This window comes from Streptomyces sp. NPDC000151, from assembly GCF_040301705.1.
In the GTDB taxonomy this organism is placed as follows: Bacteria; Actinomycetota; Actinomycetes; order Streptomycetales; family Streptomycetaceae; genus Streptomyces.
Window position 1 is genome coordinate 1 of record NZ_JBEPFC010000173.1, and the last position, 15,013, is coordinate 15,013.

Below are 15,013 nucleotides of genomic sequence, written 5' to 3' on the forward strand. Positions count from 1 at the left end.
TGGCCCGCGAGGTGGCGCGCGGCCGCCACGCCGTACTGCGGGAGCTGCCGGCGGAAGTCTCCGGTGCCGTCGCGACGGCGCGGCGTGTCGTCCTCTTCCGCGGGGTGTGCAGCGCCGAGCAGTTGTACTTCCGCGCGGGGGGCGGGCGGACGCGGTGGTCGAGCGATCCGCGCGACCTGCTCGACGGCGCTCCGGAGTTCGACCGGGAGACGCTGTGGCGCGCGTGCCGGGGCGAGGACGTCTTCGTCTACCCGGGCATCGAGCGACTGCTCCCCGGCCGGCTCGCCGTCCTGGACGGCTGGTCGACGCGTACCGAGACCTTCGAGCGGATCACTCCGCTGCCACTGCCGCGCCGCACCTCGCTGCGTCAGTACGCCGACCTCGCCTACGAGTCGCTGCTCGCCGAGACCCGGCCCTACGCCACCGGCGGCCGCATCGGCGTCCTGCTCTCCGGCGGCGTCGACTCCGCCACCGTGCTCGCCGCGCTCACCGACCAGGGGGCCGATGTCGTCGCGTACCACATGCGCAGCACCGACCCGCTCGCCGACGAATCGCCCCGGGCCCGCGAGGTGTGCCGGCACCTGTCGGTCCCCCTGGTGACGGTGGACCCGCCGGGCGAGGACGAGTCCTACTTCCCCGCCGCGCGGGACTTCCCGCTGCCCTTCAACCACGTCTGGTTCCGCCGCCTGGACCTGACGGCCCGCCGGATCGCGGCGGACGGGGTGCGCACGGTGCTCTCCGGCCTGGACGGGGACCTCGTCTTCGGCCCGCTGCGGTACGGGCTGTACGACATCGCCGTCGCGGACGCGCCCTGGCGGGAACGCGGGGCCATGGTCAACGGGCTGCTCAGCTCCAGATGGGAGCTGAGCCGGATCCTCCGCAGCCTGCACCCCGGCCGCTCCCTCTACGAAGACCCCGAAGCGACCGCCGAGACCGAGCGCGCGAGCGACTTCCTCGTCACCTTTCCCGGTGCCTCCAGCGCGCCGTACGACCCGGACTCGGCGGCCCAGGAGCACACCCTCAACCTCACGATCTGGCGGCCGTACGGCCTGCACTGCGCCAAACCCTGGGGCGGCAGACGGCCGCGCCGGCTGGCTGCCCGGCTGCCCAACGCCTACCGGGTCATCCCGTATGCCGGGCGCACCATCGACAAACCCGTGCTGCGTCTTGCCGCGGCCCGCCGCATTCCCGCCTGCGTCTGGCGCCACTACGGGCGGGACTGGCTCGGCTCGCCGGACGAGAACTGGTGCCTGCGGCACCCGGACGCCCTCGCCGGCGTACTGGACGGCCCCGACGCACGCCTGCCCGCCATGGGCGTCGTCGACCCGGGGCGCCTCGCGGCCGTCCTCGCCGACCCGCGCGCGCTGCGCCGTAACGCCGAAAGCCTGCTGTGCACCGCCATGGTCGAGCTGTTCCTGCGCGACCTGGCACACCGGACCGAGCCGACAGGGGACCTCCGATGCCGCTGATCCGCCTTGCCGAACAGACCGTCTTCGACCCCGCCGACGGCACGGGCGTCCTCCTCGACACCGCCGAGGGCGTCTACTTCGAACTCAACCCGACCGCCACCCTCATGCTCCAGGCAGCCCTGCGCTTCGAAACGGCCGACGAAGCCGTCCGTCATCTCACGGAGGGCATCGAAGCCGAGGAGAGCGAGCTCCACGAGGGCATCAGGGCGCTCGCCGCCCAACTGGCGGAGAGCCGCCTCATCGAACCCACCGGCACGGCGCCGTGACCAACTGGGTGTCCCGGGACTGGGCTTTCCTGCTGTGGGGCGCCGACGCCGCCGGGCCCGTGCCCCGCACCTCCCCGCGGACCCGGCTGACCGCCGCCGTCCGCACCGCACGGGCGCTGCGCGTCCTGCGGCGGCACGGCTGGGGAGCCGCACAGTCCTGCCTGCGGGACGCGCGGGCGGCCCCGCGCGCCCACCGCGGCCTCCCGGACGACACGGCGGTCCGTCTCGCCCGCCGTGAACTGCCGCGCTGCCAGCTCGTCGTACGGCTGGCCGAACCCGACGCGCTGTGCCTGGCCCGCTCGTTCGCCCTGGCCGTCTACCTGTCGGCGCTCGGACTCCCGGCCGAGACCGTCATCGCCCGGCAGCGGTCGTCGATCGGCGCGCGCTTCGGCTTCCACTCCTGGACCGAACTGCACGGCGAGGTGCTCAACGACATCCCGGGCGTGCGGACCGGCCATACCGTACTCCAGCGGGTACGGTGCGCCGCCCTGTCGCCGGGCGGCCCGGCACCGTGACCGGACCTCTCAACGCTGCCGCAGGACCTCCAGGTTGGCGCAGTGGGCGAGCGGCTCGCCGCGCAGAAAGCGGCCCACCTCGCCCGCCACGATCCGGGCCGCCTTGTGGGCGACGCCCTGGCTGCCGCCCGCGATGTGTGGCGTGAGGACGACGCCGGGGGCCGTCAGCAGGGGCGAGCCGGCCGGGACCGGCTCCTCGGGGAAGACGTCGAAGCCGGCGGCGGAGAGCCGTCCGGTGGCGAGCGCGTCGCACGCCGCGTCGTAGTCGAGGAGGGCGCCGCGGGCGCAGTTGACCAGTACCGCCCCCTCGGGCAGCAGGTCCAGCTGCTTGCGGCCGATCATGCCGGTGGTCTCCTCGGTGACCCGCGCGTGCAGGGAGACGATCCGGGAGCGGGTGAGCAGCTCCTCCAGGGACACCTGCTCGGCGATCCCCGCGAGCCGCTCGGGATCGGCGTACGGGTCGTGGACCAGCACCGTCGCGCCCAGCGCGAGCAGTACCTTGGCGACCCGGCTGCCGACGGCGCCGAAGCCGACCAGGCCGACGGTGGCGCCGTCGATCTCGATGCCGCAGTTGTCGTAGTCGAAGTAGTCCCCGCGCCACACGCCGCGCCGCAGGTCGGTGTGGACGTCGCCGAGGCCGCGCGCCGCGGCGAGGATCAGCGCGAGGGTGTGCTCGGCGGTGGCGACGGCGTTGCGGCCGGGCGCGTAGCAGACGGCGACGCCGTGCCGGGTGGCCGCGTCCAGGTTGGCGTTGACCGGGCCGCCGCGGCTGGCGCAGAAGAGCTCCAGGTCCGGGCAGTGGGCGAGGATGCGCTCGGTGAGCGGGGCCAGTTGGGTGACGCAGACGCGGGCGCCCTGCAGCGCCTCGATCATCTCGTCCTCGGTGCCGGACGCCTCCCGCACCTCGGCGACCGGGCCGAACGGGGTGTGCGGCCAGGGCAGCAGCAGTTCGCGGACCTCGGCGGCGCCGCCGGTCGCGGCGTCGACCTGTTCGGTGAGCAGGCGGGGCAGGACGAAGTGGTCGCCTGCGGCCAGGACGGTGGTGGGCATGTCGTTCATTTCTCCGTGGATGCGGGTGCGGGTGCGGGTGCGGGTCAGTGGGCGGGGGAGGGGGACACGACGCAGGGCGCGTTCAGCCGGAGCAGGGACGCCTGTCCGTCCTTGAGGCGCAGTTCGGTGAGGGTGCCGTTGTCCAGCGCGGGGAAGACCGTGCGGTACGTACCGAGGGGGATGCCGAGCGCGCGGCAGAGCAGCAGCCGGACGAGGGTGGAGTGGGCGACGACCAGCACGCGGCCGTCCGGCAGCTCCCGGGCGAGGTCGGCGAGGCAGTCGGCGGCCCGCGCTGCGGCCTGCTCGGGGTCCTCGCCGCCGGGCAGATGATGCACGACGGGGTCGCGGAGGAACGCGTCGAGCCGTTCGGGGAACACCTCGCGCATCTCGGTGCGGGTGAGCCCGTCGCCGCGGCCGAAGTCGACCTCCAGGAGGCGTTCGTCGACGCGCGGGGCGAGGCCGAGGGCGCGCGCGGCCGGCTCAGCGGTGAGCCGGGCCCGGGAGAGCGGGGAGCAGACCACCGCGTCGATGGCGGCCCCGGCGGCCCACGCCGCGAGCTCCGCGGCCTGCGCGTGGCCCCGTTCGGTGAGGGCGACGTCGGTGCGTCCGGCGTAGCGGTTCTCCGCGTGCCAGACGGTCTCGCCGTGGCGTACGAGAAGGAAGTCGGTCACTGCTGGGCCTTTCCGACGGCGTGCTCGGCCACGTCGGGGGCGAGCAGGCCGCGTTGGTTCAGTGCCTCCACGAAGGCGAGGTAGGCGGGGGTGAAGCGGGCGGTGCGCTCGGGGTCGGGGTGGTGTGCGGTACGGACGCGGACCATCGCGGCGGCGGCCTCGGTGAGGGGGGTGCCGTCGGCGGTGGCCGCGAGCACGGCCATGCCGAGGGCGCCCTCGGCATGTTCGGGCAGGGTGACGGTCCGGCCGAGGACATCGGCGCGCAGCTGGTTCCAGTACGCGTTGCGGGTGCCGCCGCCGGTGAGGGTGAGCGGGCCGTCGACGGGGGCGCCGAGGTGGCCGAGGTAGTCGAAGCAGAGCCGTTCGAGGCAGGCGACGCCGAGCAGGTGGGCGTGGAAGCGCTCGGCCTCGTCCGCCGGGTCGCCCAGCACGAACGGGCGGGCGTCCGGCGCGCGGAAGGGGAAGCGCTCGCCACCGGAGCCGACGAGGGGGTACGCGACGGGGTCGTGCCCCCGACTCGGCGTCCGCCGAACGGAGTTGACGGCTCGTTCGGTGAGGGCCGCCAGGTCGGCGCCGGGGAACTCGCGGGTCAGCACGCCCGCGCCGCTGCTGGACGCGGCGCCCGGCAGCCAGGTGTCGCCGGGGCCGCGGTGGCAGTAGACGAGGCCGCCGGGGTCGCGGACCAGGCGCGTGCTGACGCCCTTGAGGACGAGCGTCGTACCGAGCACGGAGTTCCACGCGCCGGGCGCGAGCGCACCGGCCCCGATCTGCGCGGCGCAGCCGTCCGTCATGCCCGCGACGATCTCCACGCCCTCGGGGATGCCGGTGGCCCGCGCCGCGTCGGCGCACACCGTACCGAGCACGGTGCCGGGCCGTACCACCTCCGGCAGCAGGGAGTCCGGCACGCCGAGCGCGGCGAGCTCCTTCTCCGGCCAGTCCTCCGCGAGGAGGTGGTAGCCCGTCTTGAGGGCGTGGCTGGCGTCGCTCGCGACCTGACGGCCCGCCAGCCGCCAGGTGACCAGGTCGACCTGGTGCAGCAGCCGGGTGCCGGGTGCGGTGGCGGCCGCCGAGTGCTCCAGCAGCCACACCAGCTTCGGCAGCGCCCACGAGGGCTGCATGGCGCGGTAGCCCAGCTCCTCCCAGACGCCGGCGCCGACGTCGTTGACGCGTACGGCCTGCTCAGCGGCCCGCCCGTCGTCGTACATCAGGCCCGGCGTGAGCGGGGTGCCCTGCGCGTCCGCGAGCAGAATCGTGCCGGACGTGCCGTCGAGGGCGAGCGCTGTCACCCGCCGCGGATCGATCTGCGCGAGGGTTTCGCGGCAGGCCGCGGCGAGCGCGCGCCACCACTCCTCGGGGTCCTGCTCGTGGCGCTCGCCGGTACGGTTGCTGTGCAGCGGCCGGGAGGCGGCGGCGAGCACCCGGCCGCGGGCGTCCACGGCGACGGCGCGGGCGCTCTGGGTGCCCAGGTCGAGGCCGAGGCGTACGGGGTCGGGGTGGCGGGACATCAGGACTCCTCCTTCGGGCCGGTCGGCTGCCAGCCGGCCTCGCGGGCCAGGGCGCGCCAGGAGAGAAAGGCGGCGTACCGGTCGGTGTAGAGCGCGGCGCGCTCGGGGTCGGGCTCCCAGGCGGGGCCCATATGGACGTACTTGTCGGCGGCGCGGTGCATGCTCGACTCGGCGCCGGTGAGGACGAGACCGGTGAGGAAGGCGCCCTTCGCGCCGAGTTCGGTGTCGGTGGAGCGGGTGGTGGGCACGCCCGTGACGTCGGCGATCAGCCCGCACCACGCGTCGCTCCGCGCGCCGCCGCCGCACAGCCGCAGCTCGCTGACCTCCGTACGGGAGGCGGTGAGCGCGTCGCGCAGGGTGAGCGAGAGCCCGTCGAGGACCGCGCGGGCGATGTCGGCCCGGGTGTGCTCCAGGCTCAGGCCCCAGAAGGTGCCGCGGGCGCGCGGGTCGAGGAAGGGGGCCCGCTCGCCCGCGGGGGAGAGGTACGGGAGGAAGGCGAGGCCGTGCGCGCCGGGCACGGAGCGGAACGCCTCGGTGCACAGCTCCGCCGCGCCGGAGAGGCCGAGGACGCCGGCGGTCCAGTTGAGTACCTCGGTACCGGAGAGGGTGGGGAAGGCGCGCAGCACGCGCTCCCGGCCCCGGTAGGCGATGTGGATGCCGCTCGGCTCGCCGGTGGTGTCCACGGCCGTGCGGACGACCTCGGCGCACAGCGTCGTGCCGAGGATCGCGCACGCCTGGCCGGGGTTGACCACGCCGATGCCGCGCGCGGTGGCGGCGATGTCGTACGGCGCCATCACGACGGGCAGCCCCGCGGGGACGCCGAGCTCGGCGGCGGCAGCGCCGGTGATCTCCGCGATGCGCCGGTCGTCGCCGACGACGTCGGGCAGCAGCCGCTCGGCCCCGCGCAGCCCGAAGAGGTCGATGACCTGCTGGTCGTACGCGCCGGTGGCGTGGTCGAGGAAGGGCGCGGACGCGTCCGACTCGTCGATCACCCGCTCGCCGGTGAGCCGCAGGAAGAGCCAGCCGGCGGCGGTGAGGGCGGCGTCGGAGCGGGCCAGGCGCTGTGGGTCGTGCTGCGCGAACCAGGTGAGGATCGCGTTCGGCAGGCCCGCGAAGGTCAGCGAGCCGTTGCGCCGGAACGCCTCCTCCAGGCCGCCGGTGCGGCCCCACTCGGTGACCGTGTCGGCGGCCCGCCCGTCGGACCACAGGACGGCAGGGCCGGTGGGCCGGCCGCGCTCGTCCACCAGCCAGCAGCCGTCGCCCTGTGCGGTGAAGGTGACCAGCCACACCGGGTCGGCGCCCCGCTCGCGCACCTCGGCCAGCGCCGCCCGCACGGTGTGGACGACCGCGTCCCACACGGCGTCCATGTCCTGCTCGGCCCAGCCCGGCCGGGGACGGTCGACGACGGTGGCGCGCCGGGAGACGGCGACCTCGTGGCCCTCGTCGTCGTAGACGACGGACTTGATCAACGAGGTCCCGACGTCGATGGAGAGTACAGACATGCTCACAGTCCTTCGGGGGCGCCGGGGGCGGGCGGCGCGGTCGTGGTGGCCGGGACGGGGCCGGGCTCGGGGGTGCCGGCCGCGCGGCGGTCCCGGTCCTCGGCGGGCGTGCGCAGGAACAGGGCCAGTACGCCGCTCAGCGCGTACAGCCCGGCGAAGATCCAGATGACGCCCTGCACGCCGAGCGGGCCGAGGAAGAGCGCGACGAGCGCGGGGCCGACGAACGTGCTGGCCCCGGCGCCGAGGTTCAGCGCCGCCATCGCCTGGCCCTTGTGCGCGGGGGCGAGCGAGGGCATCAGCGCGGAGAGTGGCACGTACCCGGCCAGCGTGGCGCCGAACAGGCCCGCCACCAGCAGGCACAGCGCGTACTGCCCGCCGAGCAGCGTCGGCACGTAGTACAGCAGCAGCGAGGTGACCGTGCAGCCGGCGCCGCCGCACCAGGCGACCGTGCGCCGCCAGCCGATCCGGTCCCCGAGCACCCCGAAGACCAGGTTGAAGACGATGTTGACCGCGAACATCACGGACAGCAGGCGCAGCCACTGCGACAGGCTCAGCCCGATCGTCTGGGTGAAGAACGCCGGCAGGCACACCAGGAAGCCGAACTCCGGCACCGTATTGATCATGCGGACGATCGCACCCATACCGATCCGCGGATTGCGCCCGAGCAGCGCCAGACTGCCGAAGAGCGTGGCCACCGGCCGCTCACCCGCGGGGGCCAGCCGCCGGAAACCGGTCCGCTCGCGGACGAGCAGCAGCGCGATCAGCCCGCCGAGGACGACCAGACCGAGCGAGAACCACAGCGTGCGGTAGGCGCCGATCTGCGGAATGAGGAAGCTCGCGAGAAGCGAGCCCAGCGTCGGCAGCCCGCCGGTGAAGGCGAACCAGAACCACCCGACGGCCGTGCCGAGCCGCTTCTCCGGCGCCGTCGCCGCGATCCACACCAGGAAGCCGAACGCGAAGAGCGGGTAGCCGATGCCGCGCAGGCCGTAGCTGAGGAGCAGCAGCGGATAGTTCATCGAGGGCACCGCGATCGCCAGCATGAGCACCTGGAAGCCGACCCAGGCACCGAACCCGGCCATCATCACCCGGCGCGGCCCCCACAGGTCCGACAGCGCGCCGGAGAGCCACGCGGCGATGGACGCGGTGATGCCGTAGACGGTGAAGAGCATCGCCACGCGCTGCGCGGACAGGCCCTCCTGCACCAGGTACGGCGAGAGGTACCCGGACTCGACACCGTCGCCGATCATGAAGACGAGGACACCGAGGAATCCCCAGGCGAGCGGGCGGGGAATGCCGAGCCGGTCGGTCCGGGCCGGCCGTTCTGCGCGTGGCGGCCCGATCAGCGCGGGAGGAGTACTGGCCACGAGGCACCTCTTCCAGTGGTACGGGCGGCCGCGCCCCTGACCGGCGCGTCCTGGCCCCTTCTGGAACCGATGCAACGCGGGCCGCGCGGAGCGGGTCAACGCCCGCCGGACGACCTCTCGCGGGCCGGCCGGGTCGCCGAGTGAAAACCGCCGGCGGCGCACCCCCGCACCGCGGGCTTAACATGGCGGCAACGCGGCGTGAGCTCGGCATTTCCGCGCTGACCTGGGGCGCGGAAGCAGTACCGCCGTGTGAGATCCGCGTGAAGTTAACGAGAGGTTCCCGCAGTGACCGAGGACGACGGCGGCGCGCCCGGCGGCAGCGCGAGACGCGAGGACGTCCAGCACGCACGGCGGCAGCGCATCCGCGAACAGGTCGCCGCCGAGGGATTCGTCCGCACCGCCGCGCTCGCCGAGGAGTACGCGGTCAGCATCATGACCATCCACCGCGACCTGGACGTCCTCCAGGCGCAGGGCTGGCTGCGGAAGGTCAGGGGCGGCGCCTCCTCGCTGCCCTCGCTGCTCTTCCACGGCGACATCAGCGAGCGCATGGCCGCCATGAACGCGACCAAACGCCGGCTCGCCCGCGCCGCGCTGCGGCTGCTCACCCCCGGCCAGACCGTCATGATCGACGAGTCCACCACCTGCCTCGCGCTGGCCCAGCACCTCACCGAACGCGGGCCGCTCACCGTCATCAGCAACTTCCTGCCGGTCATCAAGCTGCTGGCGGGCGAGCCCGGCATCACCCTCCTCGCGCTGGGCGGCGCCTACTACCCGGCGTACGACGCGTTCCTCGGCCCGCACACCGCCGACGCGGTCCGCTCCTTCCGCGCGGACGTGCTCTTCATGTCCACCACCGCCGTCACCGGCGACACCTGCTACCACCAGTCGCAGGAGACGGTGCAGGTCAAACGGGCGCTGATGGACCGGGCCGCGCGCAAGGTGCTGCTCGTGGACCACACCAAGTTCGCCCGCAGGGGCGTGTACGCGCTCGCCCCGCTCACCGACTTCGACACCGTCCTCGTCGACGACGCACTGCCCGTCGCCGAACTGCGCCGCCTCCGGGACCTGGGGGTGCCGGTGATCACGGTCGGCGGCGGCGCGTAACACCCGGGGCGGCGACGGGGGCGCGCTTTCCCGGGGCGCCAACGACCGCACCCGCGTGCCGGAATCGCCCGCGCGTACGGAGATCGTCGCGCAGAATGAGGGCCGGGAAGAGGTCTCAGGCGTCGCGGTACGGCCCGGCGCCGGTCTGAGAGGAGAGCGCGTATGCCGCCTTCGGAGCAGCTCGGCGACGGGATGCCGGTGCCCGTGCCGGACACCCGGCTGGCCGCCGAGGCCACCGAGCTGGTGCGGGAGCTGACGGACGACCTGATCTACCACCACTCCCGGCGGGTGTACTACTGGGGCAGCCTCCAGGGCCGCAACCGCAAGCTGGCCTTCGACCCCGAACTGCTCTACATCGGGGCGATGTTCCACGACCTCGGCCTGAACGAGGAGTTCCGGCGCAGCGGCCGGCGGTTCGAGGTGGACAGCGCGGAGGAGGCCAAGCGGTTCCTCACGGCGCGCGGCGTGCCGCAGGACAGCGTGCGGCGGGTGTGGACGGCCATCGCGCTGCACACCACGCCCGGCATCCCCGAGTTCATGGAGCCCGAGGTCGCGCTGGTGACGGCCGGCGTCGAGTACGACGTACTGGGCATCGGCTACGACGACATCGACGCGGAGACGCGGGCCGCCGTCACCCGGCAGCACCCGCGCCCCGACTTCAAGCGCCGCATCCTGGCCGCCTTCACCGAGGGCATCGCGCCCAAGCCGGAGACCACCTTCGGCAACGTCAAGGCGGACGTCCTGGAGCACTTCGTGCCGGGCTTCCGGCGCGGGGACTTCGTCACGACGATCCAGGAGTCCGCCTGGCCGGAGTGAGGCCCCGCCGCCGGCCGGACCGGGGTACTCAGCCGGGGAAGCCCGGGAAACCCGGGAAGCCGGGCAGCCGCCCCGGCTCGGCGAAGGAGTACGGGGCCCAGGGCCCGGTCAGTTCGATGCGCAGCGCGGGGGAGCGGGCGGCCAGTCCGCCGACCGTCTCGGCGAAGGCACCGGCCGCCTCCCGCGGCACGAGATAGGCGCTGTCGAGGAGGTTCCGGCCGTGCGGATACGGGGCCCGGGCGATGGGGGAGGTCCAATAGGCGGAGGTCGCGCGGGAAGCGGCGGCGCCGGCGGGGCAGGCGTCCCGCGGGGGGTGCACGCAGGAGCACTCGGCGACGTCCGCCAGCGTGTGGTGGGCCGCGCGGGCCAGCCCGTCCGTGGGCTCGCCGGCGCCGTCCGCCACGGATTCGGTACCGGTGGGCGCGGCACCGGCCTCCTCGCCCTCGGCGTACGCCTTCACGCCCCACTCCAGCCGCCCGTCCAGCCGCGCGAGCAGCCGTCGGTACAGGTCGGCGCGGGCGGCGAGGATGCGGCGCACCTCCTGGGCGTCGCGGTGGACCGTACCGAGGCGCGTCGGGAGCACGCAGACAGCGGCGGCGGCCTCGTCGACGACTCTCCGGTGGGCGTCGGCGGTGGCCTGCAGGGACGCGTCGTCGGCGGCCGGCTCCCCGGGCGGCCCGGAGACGCCGGGCGGGTCGGAGACGCCGGGCGGACCGGAGACGCTGGGCGGACCGGACGTGCTGTCCGCGGCGGAGGCCAGTGCGGCAAGCGACCCTTCCGGTACCACGACCACGGCGGCGCCGCCGACGCCGGTGAGCCCAGGTCGTGGCCGGAAACCTCTGCGGACGATGCCATAGACATACAGCGGTCCCTGTGGGGAGTCGTGTAAGGGGCCTGCCATCGGACGCGTGGACACCGCCACTGCCCTCTCCTTCTCCGGCCTGTGTTCGTACGCTCTTGCGTTCGATTTCCCGGCTGTACGGGTACCGGAGTCACGGCCCGGCAAACCCGGCCACCGGCGCGAAGGCGCGGCCCGGCCGAGGACGGACTAGCCTGCAAGAAGAGCCGCGCAATAGCCGAAACGCGAGCAACAACAGCTGAAACGTGAGTAACAACGCACTCACACGGACAACCACCCGCGTCCCGCCCGGCACCTTCCGCCCGAAAGCGGGTAGCCGGACAACAGGGACCCGGGGGATGGGGGAGAGCAGCGCGAGCGGAGCGAGCCGAGGGAGGCGGCAGGCATGCAGCACATCGGCGGACGGTGGCGGTGGCGGCGGGGCCCGCTGCGCCGCCGCTGGGACGTGGTGGACGCCTGGCTCGGCCTGCTGACGGCCCTCGCACTCCTCCTGGGCGTACCGGCCGTCGGACTCTCCATCGGCCTCGCCACCTACGGCTCGCAGCGCGCGGAACGCGCCGAACAGCTCGCGGAACGCCGGGCCTTGACCGGCCGCCTGCTGGAGACCGTACCCTCCGACCCGTCCGCCACCGGCTTCGCCGCCGGAACCGGCCAGGTGCCCGCCCAGGCCCGCTGGACCGCGCCCGACGGCCGCAAACACACCACGACGGTGCACGTCGACCCCGGCACCCGCAAAGGCGCCGCGGTCACCGTCTGGACCGACCTCGACGGGAGGCCCGCCGGCGCGCCCATGACCACCGCCCAGGCGGCCGACGACGGCGTCGCCGCCGGCCTCGGCACCGGCATGGCCCTCGGCCTGTTCGTCCTGGCCGTCCGCTGGAGCGGCCGCCGCTACCTCGACCACGTACGCCTCGCGGGCTGGGAACGCGAATGGGCCCAGATCGGGCCGCGGTGGGGGCGGAACCACATCTGAGCGCGACACGGGCGCCCCGGCCGGGATCACCCGCATATGGGGCGCGCCGCACGCCCCTCGCTATCCTGGAAACGGCGTGCTGACGCTCCAGTCCGGCGGTGACATGGACCTGAACACGGTGACCGAGGTGCGGGACGCCCGCGAGCGCGTCCCCTGGCGGCCGGGCGACGCCTGGCTGGCCGGCGGCACCTTCCTGTTCTCCGAACCCCAGCCGCACGTGCGGCGCCTGGTGGACCTCGGCCGGATGGGCTGGCAACCGATCACCAGACTGCCGGACGGCGCGCTGGAGACCGCGGCGACCTGCACCATCGCCGAACTCTCCCGGTACGCCCGAGCACTGGACGCGCCGGCGGCCCCGCTCGTCGAGCAGTGCTGCCGCGCCTTCCTCGCCTCGTTCAAGATCTGGCACGAGGCCACCGTCGGCGGCAACCTCTGCACCGCCCTGCCCGCCGGACCCATGATCGCCCTCACCGCCGCGCTCGACGGCAGCTGCCTGCTCCGCTCGCAGGCCGGGATCCTCCGCCGCGTCCCGGTCACCGAGTTCGTCACCGGCGTCGGGGAGCAGGACCTCGGAGAGGGCGAACTGCTGCGCTCGGTGACACTCCCCGCCCGCGCGCTCCACCGCCGTACCGCGTTCCGGCAAGCCTCCCTGTCCGGCCTGGGCCGCTCCGGAGCCCTGATCATCGCCACCCTCGACCCCGCCGACGCGACCTTCACACTGACGGTCACCGCGTCGACCGTACGGCCGGTACGACTGTGGTTCCCCGCGCTCCCGGACGCACCGGCACTGCGGGACGCAATCGCCGGCGCTGTGCCCGACGGCGACTGGTACGACGACCCGCACGGACTGCCCGCCTGGCGGCGACACATGACCTTCCGGCTGGCCGAAGAGGCCCGGCGGGAACTGGACGAAAGGACCGGCCACCCGTGACCTTCGCCATCCGCGTCAACGGCCGGCCGTACGACACCGCCCCGCGCCCCGGCCAGTGCCTCCGCACCTACCTGCGCGAACACGGCTGGTACGGCGTGAAGAAGGGCTGCGACGCGGGCGACTGCGGCGCCTGCACCGTCCACGTCGACGGCGAGCCGGTGCACAGCTGCCTCTACCCCGCCTTCCGCGCCGCCGGACGCACCGTCACCACCGTCGAGGGACTGGCCGCACCGGACGGCGAACTCCACCCCGTACAAAGGAATTTCCTCGACGCACAGGGCTTCCAGTGCGGCTTCTGCACCGCCGGCTTCCTGATGACCGCCGCGGCCCTGGACGACGAACAGCTCGCCGACCTGCCCCGCGCCCTGAAGGGCAACCTCTGCCGCTGCACCGGCTACCGCGCCGTCGAGGACGCGGTACGCGGCGTACAGCACACCGAGGAGCCCGGCCCCGGGCAGACGGTGGGCCGGAACCTCCCGGACCCGGCCGGCCCCGCGATCGTCACCGGCACCGCCCGCTACACCTTCGACCTCGACGTACCGGGACTGCTGCACATGAAACTGCTGCGCTCCCCGCACGCACACGCCCGCATCACCGCCCTCGACACCGCCGCCGCCCTGCGCGTCCCCGGCGTGCACGCCGTCCTCACCCACCACGACGCGCCCGCCCGCCACTACTCCAGCGCCCGCCACGAACACCCCGAGGAGGACCCGGCCGACACCCGCGTCCTGGACGACACCGTCCGCCACATCGGCCAGCGCGTCGCGGCCGTCGTCGCCGACACCGAGGCGGCCGCGGAGGAAGGCTGCCGCCGCATCGAAGTGACGTACGAGGTACTGCCCGCCGTCCTCGACCCGGAGGAGGCCATGCGGCCCGGCGCGCCCGTCGTGCACGACAAGGACGCGCGGACCGCACGCATCTCCCGGCCCGCGCACAACATCGCGGGCGAGGTGCACGGCGGGACGGGCGACGTCGCGGCGGGCTTCGCCACGGCCGACGTGGTGTACGAGGAGACCTTCCGCACCCAGCGCGTCCAGCACGCGAGCCTGGAAACGCACGGCGCGATCGCCTGGCTCGAGCCCACCGAGCCCACCGAGTCCACCGAGTCCACCGAGCCCACCGAGTCCGCCGAGTCCGCCGAGGGCACGGCCGACGGGCAGCGGCGGCTGGTCGTCCGCTCCAGTACCCAGACCCCCTTCCTCACCCGCCGCGCCCTGTGCACCCTCTTCGACCTGCCGCCCGACGCCGTCCGCGTCGTCGCGGGCCGGGTCGGCGGCGGCTTCGGCGGCAAGCAGGAGATGCTGGCCGAGGACATCGTCGCGCTCGCCGCGCTGCGGCTGCGCCGCCCGGTGAAGCTGGAGTTCACCCGGGCCGAACAGTTCCACGGCACGACGACCCGGCACCCGTTCACCGTCCGGATCCGGGCCGGCGCCCGCCGCGACGGCACGCTCACCGCCCTCCAGCTGCGCGTCGTCGCCGACACCGGCGCGTACGGCAACCACGGCCCGAGCGTGCTCCGCCGCGCCTGCGGCGAGTCGCTGGCCCTCTACCGCTGCCCGAACAAGCGGGCCGACGGCTTCGCCGTCTACACCCACACCGTCCCCGCGGGCGCGTACCGCGGCTACGGCCTCGGCCAGGTCGTCCTCGCCGTCGAATCGGCCCTGGACGAACTGGCCCGCAGGCTCGGCCTCGACCCGCTCGCGCTGCGCGAGAAGAACGTCGTCCGCCCCGGCGAACCCCTCGTCGGCCCGCTCGGCGAGGAAGCGGACCTGCACCTCGCCGGCTACGGCCTGGACCAGTGCCTGGACCTCGTGCGCCGGGCCCGGGCCGAACCCGCCCCACCGGCCCCGGACGGCTGGCAGTCCGGCGAGGGACTCGCCCTCTCGATGCTCGGCCCAGTGGCCGGCCGTGACCGCCGTCCACCTGGCGTTCGACGTGATGGTGCTGGCCGGGATGTTCCTGCTGGCCATGGGGGTGCTGCTGGCGGT

Annotated in this window: 14 protein-coding genes; 8 read left to right on the forward strand and 6 right to left on the reverse strand. The window is 74.3% G+C overall.

From position 1 onward, the window contains the following. The 3 genes from ABT381_RS31370 to ABT381_RS31380 all read left to right on the forward strand — a co-directional run. Window positions 1-1,469: asparagine synthase-related protein (locus ABT381_RS31370; RefSeq protein WP_351600168.1), on the forward strand; the 1,469-nt coding region annotated here is incomplete at its 5' end. Then, the gene (locus ABT381_RS31375; protein ID WP_351600170.1) at window positions 1,460-1,735 is read left to right on the forward strand and encodes a PqqD family peptide modification chaperone; all 276 of its coding nucleotides are present in this window, start codon (window positions 1,460-1,462) and stop codon (window positions 1,733-1,735) included. The genes ABT381_RS31370 and ABT381_RS31375, both read left to right, overlap by 10 nt. After that, the gene (locus ABT381_RS31380) at window positions 1,732-2,250 is read left to right on the forward strand and encodes a lasso peptide biosynthesis protein (RefSeq protein WP_351600172.1); all 519 of its coding nucleotides are present in this window, start codon (window positions 1,732-1,734) and stop codon (window positions 2,248-2,250) included. Before ABT381_RS31375 ends, ABT381_RS31380 begins: the two co-directional genes overlap by 4 nt. A 9-nt stretch (window positions 2,251-2,259) precedes the next feature. Here ABT381_RS31380 and ABT381_RS31385 read toward each other — a convergent pair whose 3' ends face one another. From ABT381_RS31385 to ABT381_RS31405, 5 genes are read right to left on the reverse strand one after another with little or no spacing between them, the layout of a single operon-like run. Then, window positions 2,260-3,300, reverse strand: a complete 1,041-nt coding sequence (locus ABT381_RS31385) for a 2-hydroxyacid dehydrogenase (RefSeq protein ID WP_351600174.1) — start codon at window positions 3,298-3,300, stop codon at window positions 2,260-2,262. Between the two features lie 44 nt (window positions 3,301-3,344). Then, entirely contained in the window at window positions 3,345-3,971 is a 627-nt protein-coding gene (locus ABT381_RS31390) for a histidine phosphatase family protein (RefSeq protein WP_351600176.1), read from the reverse strand. Beyond that, window positions 3,968-5,476: an FGGY-family carbohydrate kinase gene (locus tag ABT381_RS31395; RefSeq protein WP_351600178.1), complete on the reverse strand. Its 1,509-nt coding sequence runs from the start codon at window positions 5,474-5,476 to the stop codon at window positions 3,968-3,970. Before ABT381_RS31395 ends, ABT381_RS31390 begins: the two co-directional genes overlap by 4 nt. Further along, the gene (locus ABT381_RS31400; RefSeq protein WP_351600180.1) at window positions 5,476-6,978 is read right to left on the reverse strand and encodes an FGGY family carbohydrate kinase; all 1,503 of its coding nucleotides are present in this window, start codon (window positions 6,976-6,978) and stop codon (window positions 5,476-5,478) included. The genes ABT381_RS31395 and ABT381_RS31400 overlap by 1 nt, the downstream gene beginning before the upstream one ends. Window positions 6,979-6,980: 2 nt before the next feature. Beyond that, the gene (locus ABT381_RS31405; RefSeq protein ID WP_351600182.1) at window positions 6,981-8,342 is read right to left on the reverse strand and encodes an MFS transporter; all 1,362 of its coding nucleotides are present in this window, start codon (window positions 8,340-8,342) and stop codon (window positions 6,981-6,983) included. Between the two features lie 285 nt (window positions 8,343-8,627). On the opposite strand from ABT381_RS31405, the gene ABT381_RS31410 reads away from it, so the two are divergent. Together ABT381_RS31410 and ABT381_RS31415 are read left to right on the forward strand one after the other, a co-directional pair. After that, entirely contained in the window at window positions 8,628-9,446 is an 819-nt protein-coding gene (locus ABT381_RS31410) for a DeoR/GlpR family DNA-binding transcription regulator (RefSeq protein WP_467753790.1), read from the forward strand. A 162-nt stretch (window positions 9,447-9,608) separates the two neighbouring features. Then, window positions 9,609-10,262 (forward strand): HD domain-containing protein, encoded by a 654-nt coding sequence (locus tag ABT381_RS31415; protein WP_351600184.1) that lies wholly within the window; start codon window positions 9,609-9,611, stop codon window positions 10,260-10,262. A gap of 28 nt (window positions 10,263-10,290) precedes the next feature. Here ABT381_RS31415 and ABT381_RS31420 read toward each other — a convergent pair whose 3' ends face one another. Next, complete coding sequence (locus ABT381_RS31420; RefSeq protein WP_351600186.1) at window positions 10,291-11,163, reverse strand: GvpL/GvpF family gas vesicle protein; 873 nt, start codon at window positions 11,161-11,163, stop codon at window positions 10,291-10,293. Between the two features lie 343 nt (window positions 11,164-11,506). On the opposite strand from ABT381_RS31420, the gene ABT381_RS31425 reads away from it, so the two are divergent. The 3 genes from ABT381_RS31425 to ABT381_RS31435 all read left to right on the forward strand — a co-directional run. Continuing rightward, a complete protein-coding gene (locus ABT381_RS31425; protein WP_351600188.1) occupies window positions 11,507-12,094 on the forward strand; it encodes an Rv1733c family protein in 588 nt (195 codons plus the stop codon). 103 nt (window positions 12,095-12,197) lie between these two features. After that, window positions 12,198-13,025: an FAD binding domain-containing protein gene (locus ABT381_RS31430; RefSeq protein ID WP_351600194.1), complete on the forward strand. Its 828-nt coding sequence runs from the start codon at window positions 12,198-12,200 to the stop codon at window positions 13,023-13,025. After that, window positions 13,022-15,013, forward strand: a 1,992-nt coding sequence (locus tag ABT381_RS31435; RefSeq protein ID WP_351600190.1) for a molybdopterin-dependent oxidoreductase, incomplete at its 3' end; no start/stop codon positions are given. The genes ABT381_RS31430 and ABT381_RS31435, both read left to right, overlap by 4 nt.

Coding starts and splice junctions, on each gene's coding strand:
- ABT381_RS31375 (WP_351600170.1), top strand. CDS start 1,460: ATGCCGCTGATCCGCCTTGCCGAACAGACCGTCTTCGACCCCGCCGAC.
- ABT381_RS31385 (WP_351600174.1), bottom strand. CDS start 3,300: ATGCCCACCACCGTCCTGGCCGCAGGCGACCACTTCGTCCTGCCCCGC.
- ABT381_RS31395 (WP_351600178.1), bottom strand. CDS start 5,476: ATGTCCCGCCACCCCGACCCCGTACGCCTCGGCCTCGACCTGGGCACC.
- ABT381_RS31400 (WP_351600180.1), bottom strand. CDS start 6,978: ATGTCTGTACTCTCCATCGACGTCGGGACCTCGTTGATCAAGTCCGTC.
- ABT381_RS31415 (WP_351600184.1), top strand. CDS start 9,609: ATGCCGCCTTCGGAGCAGCTCGGCGACGGGATGCCGGTGCCCGTGCCG.
- ABT381_RS31420 (WP_351600186.1), bottom strand. CDS start 11,163: ATGGCAGGCCCCTTACACGACTCCCCACAGGGACCGCTGTATGTCTAT.
- ABT381_RS31425 (WP_351600188.1), top strand. CDS start 11,507: ATGCAGCACATCGGCGGACGGTGGCGGTGGCGGCGGGGCCCGCTGCGC.
- ABT381_RS31430 (WP_351600194.1), top strand. CDS start 12,198: ATGGACCTGAACACGGTGACCGAGGTGCGGGACGCCCGCGAGCGCGTC.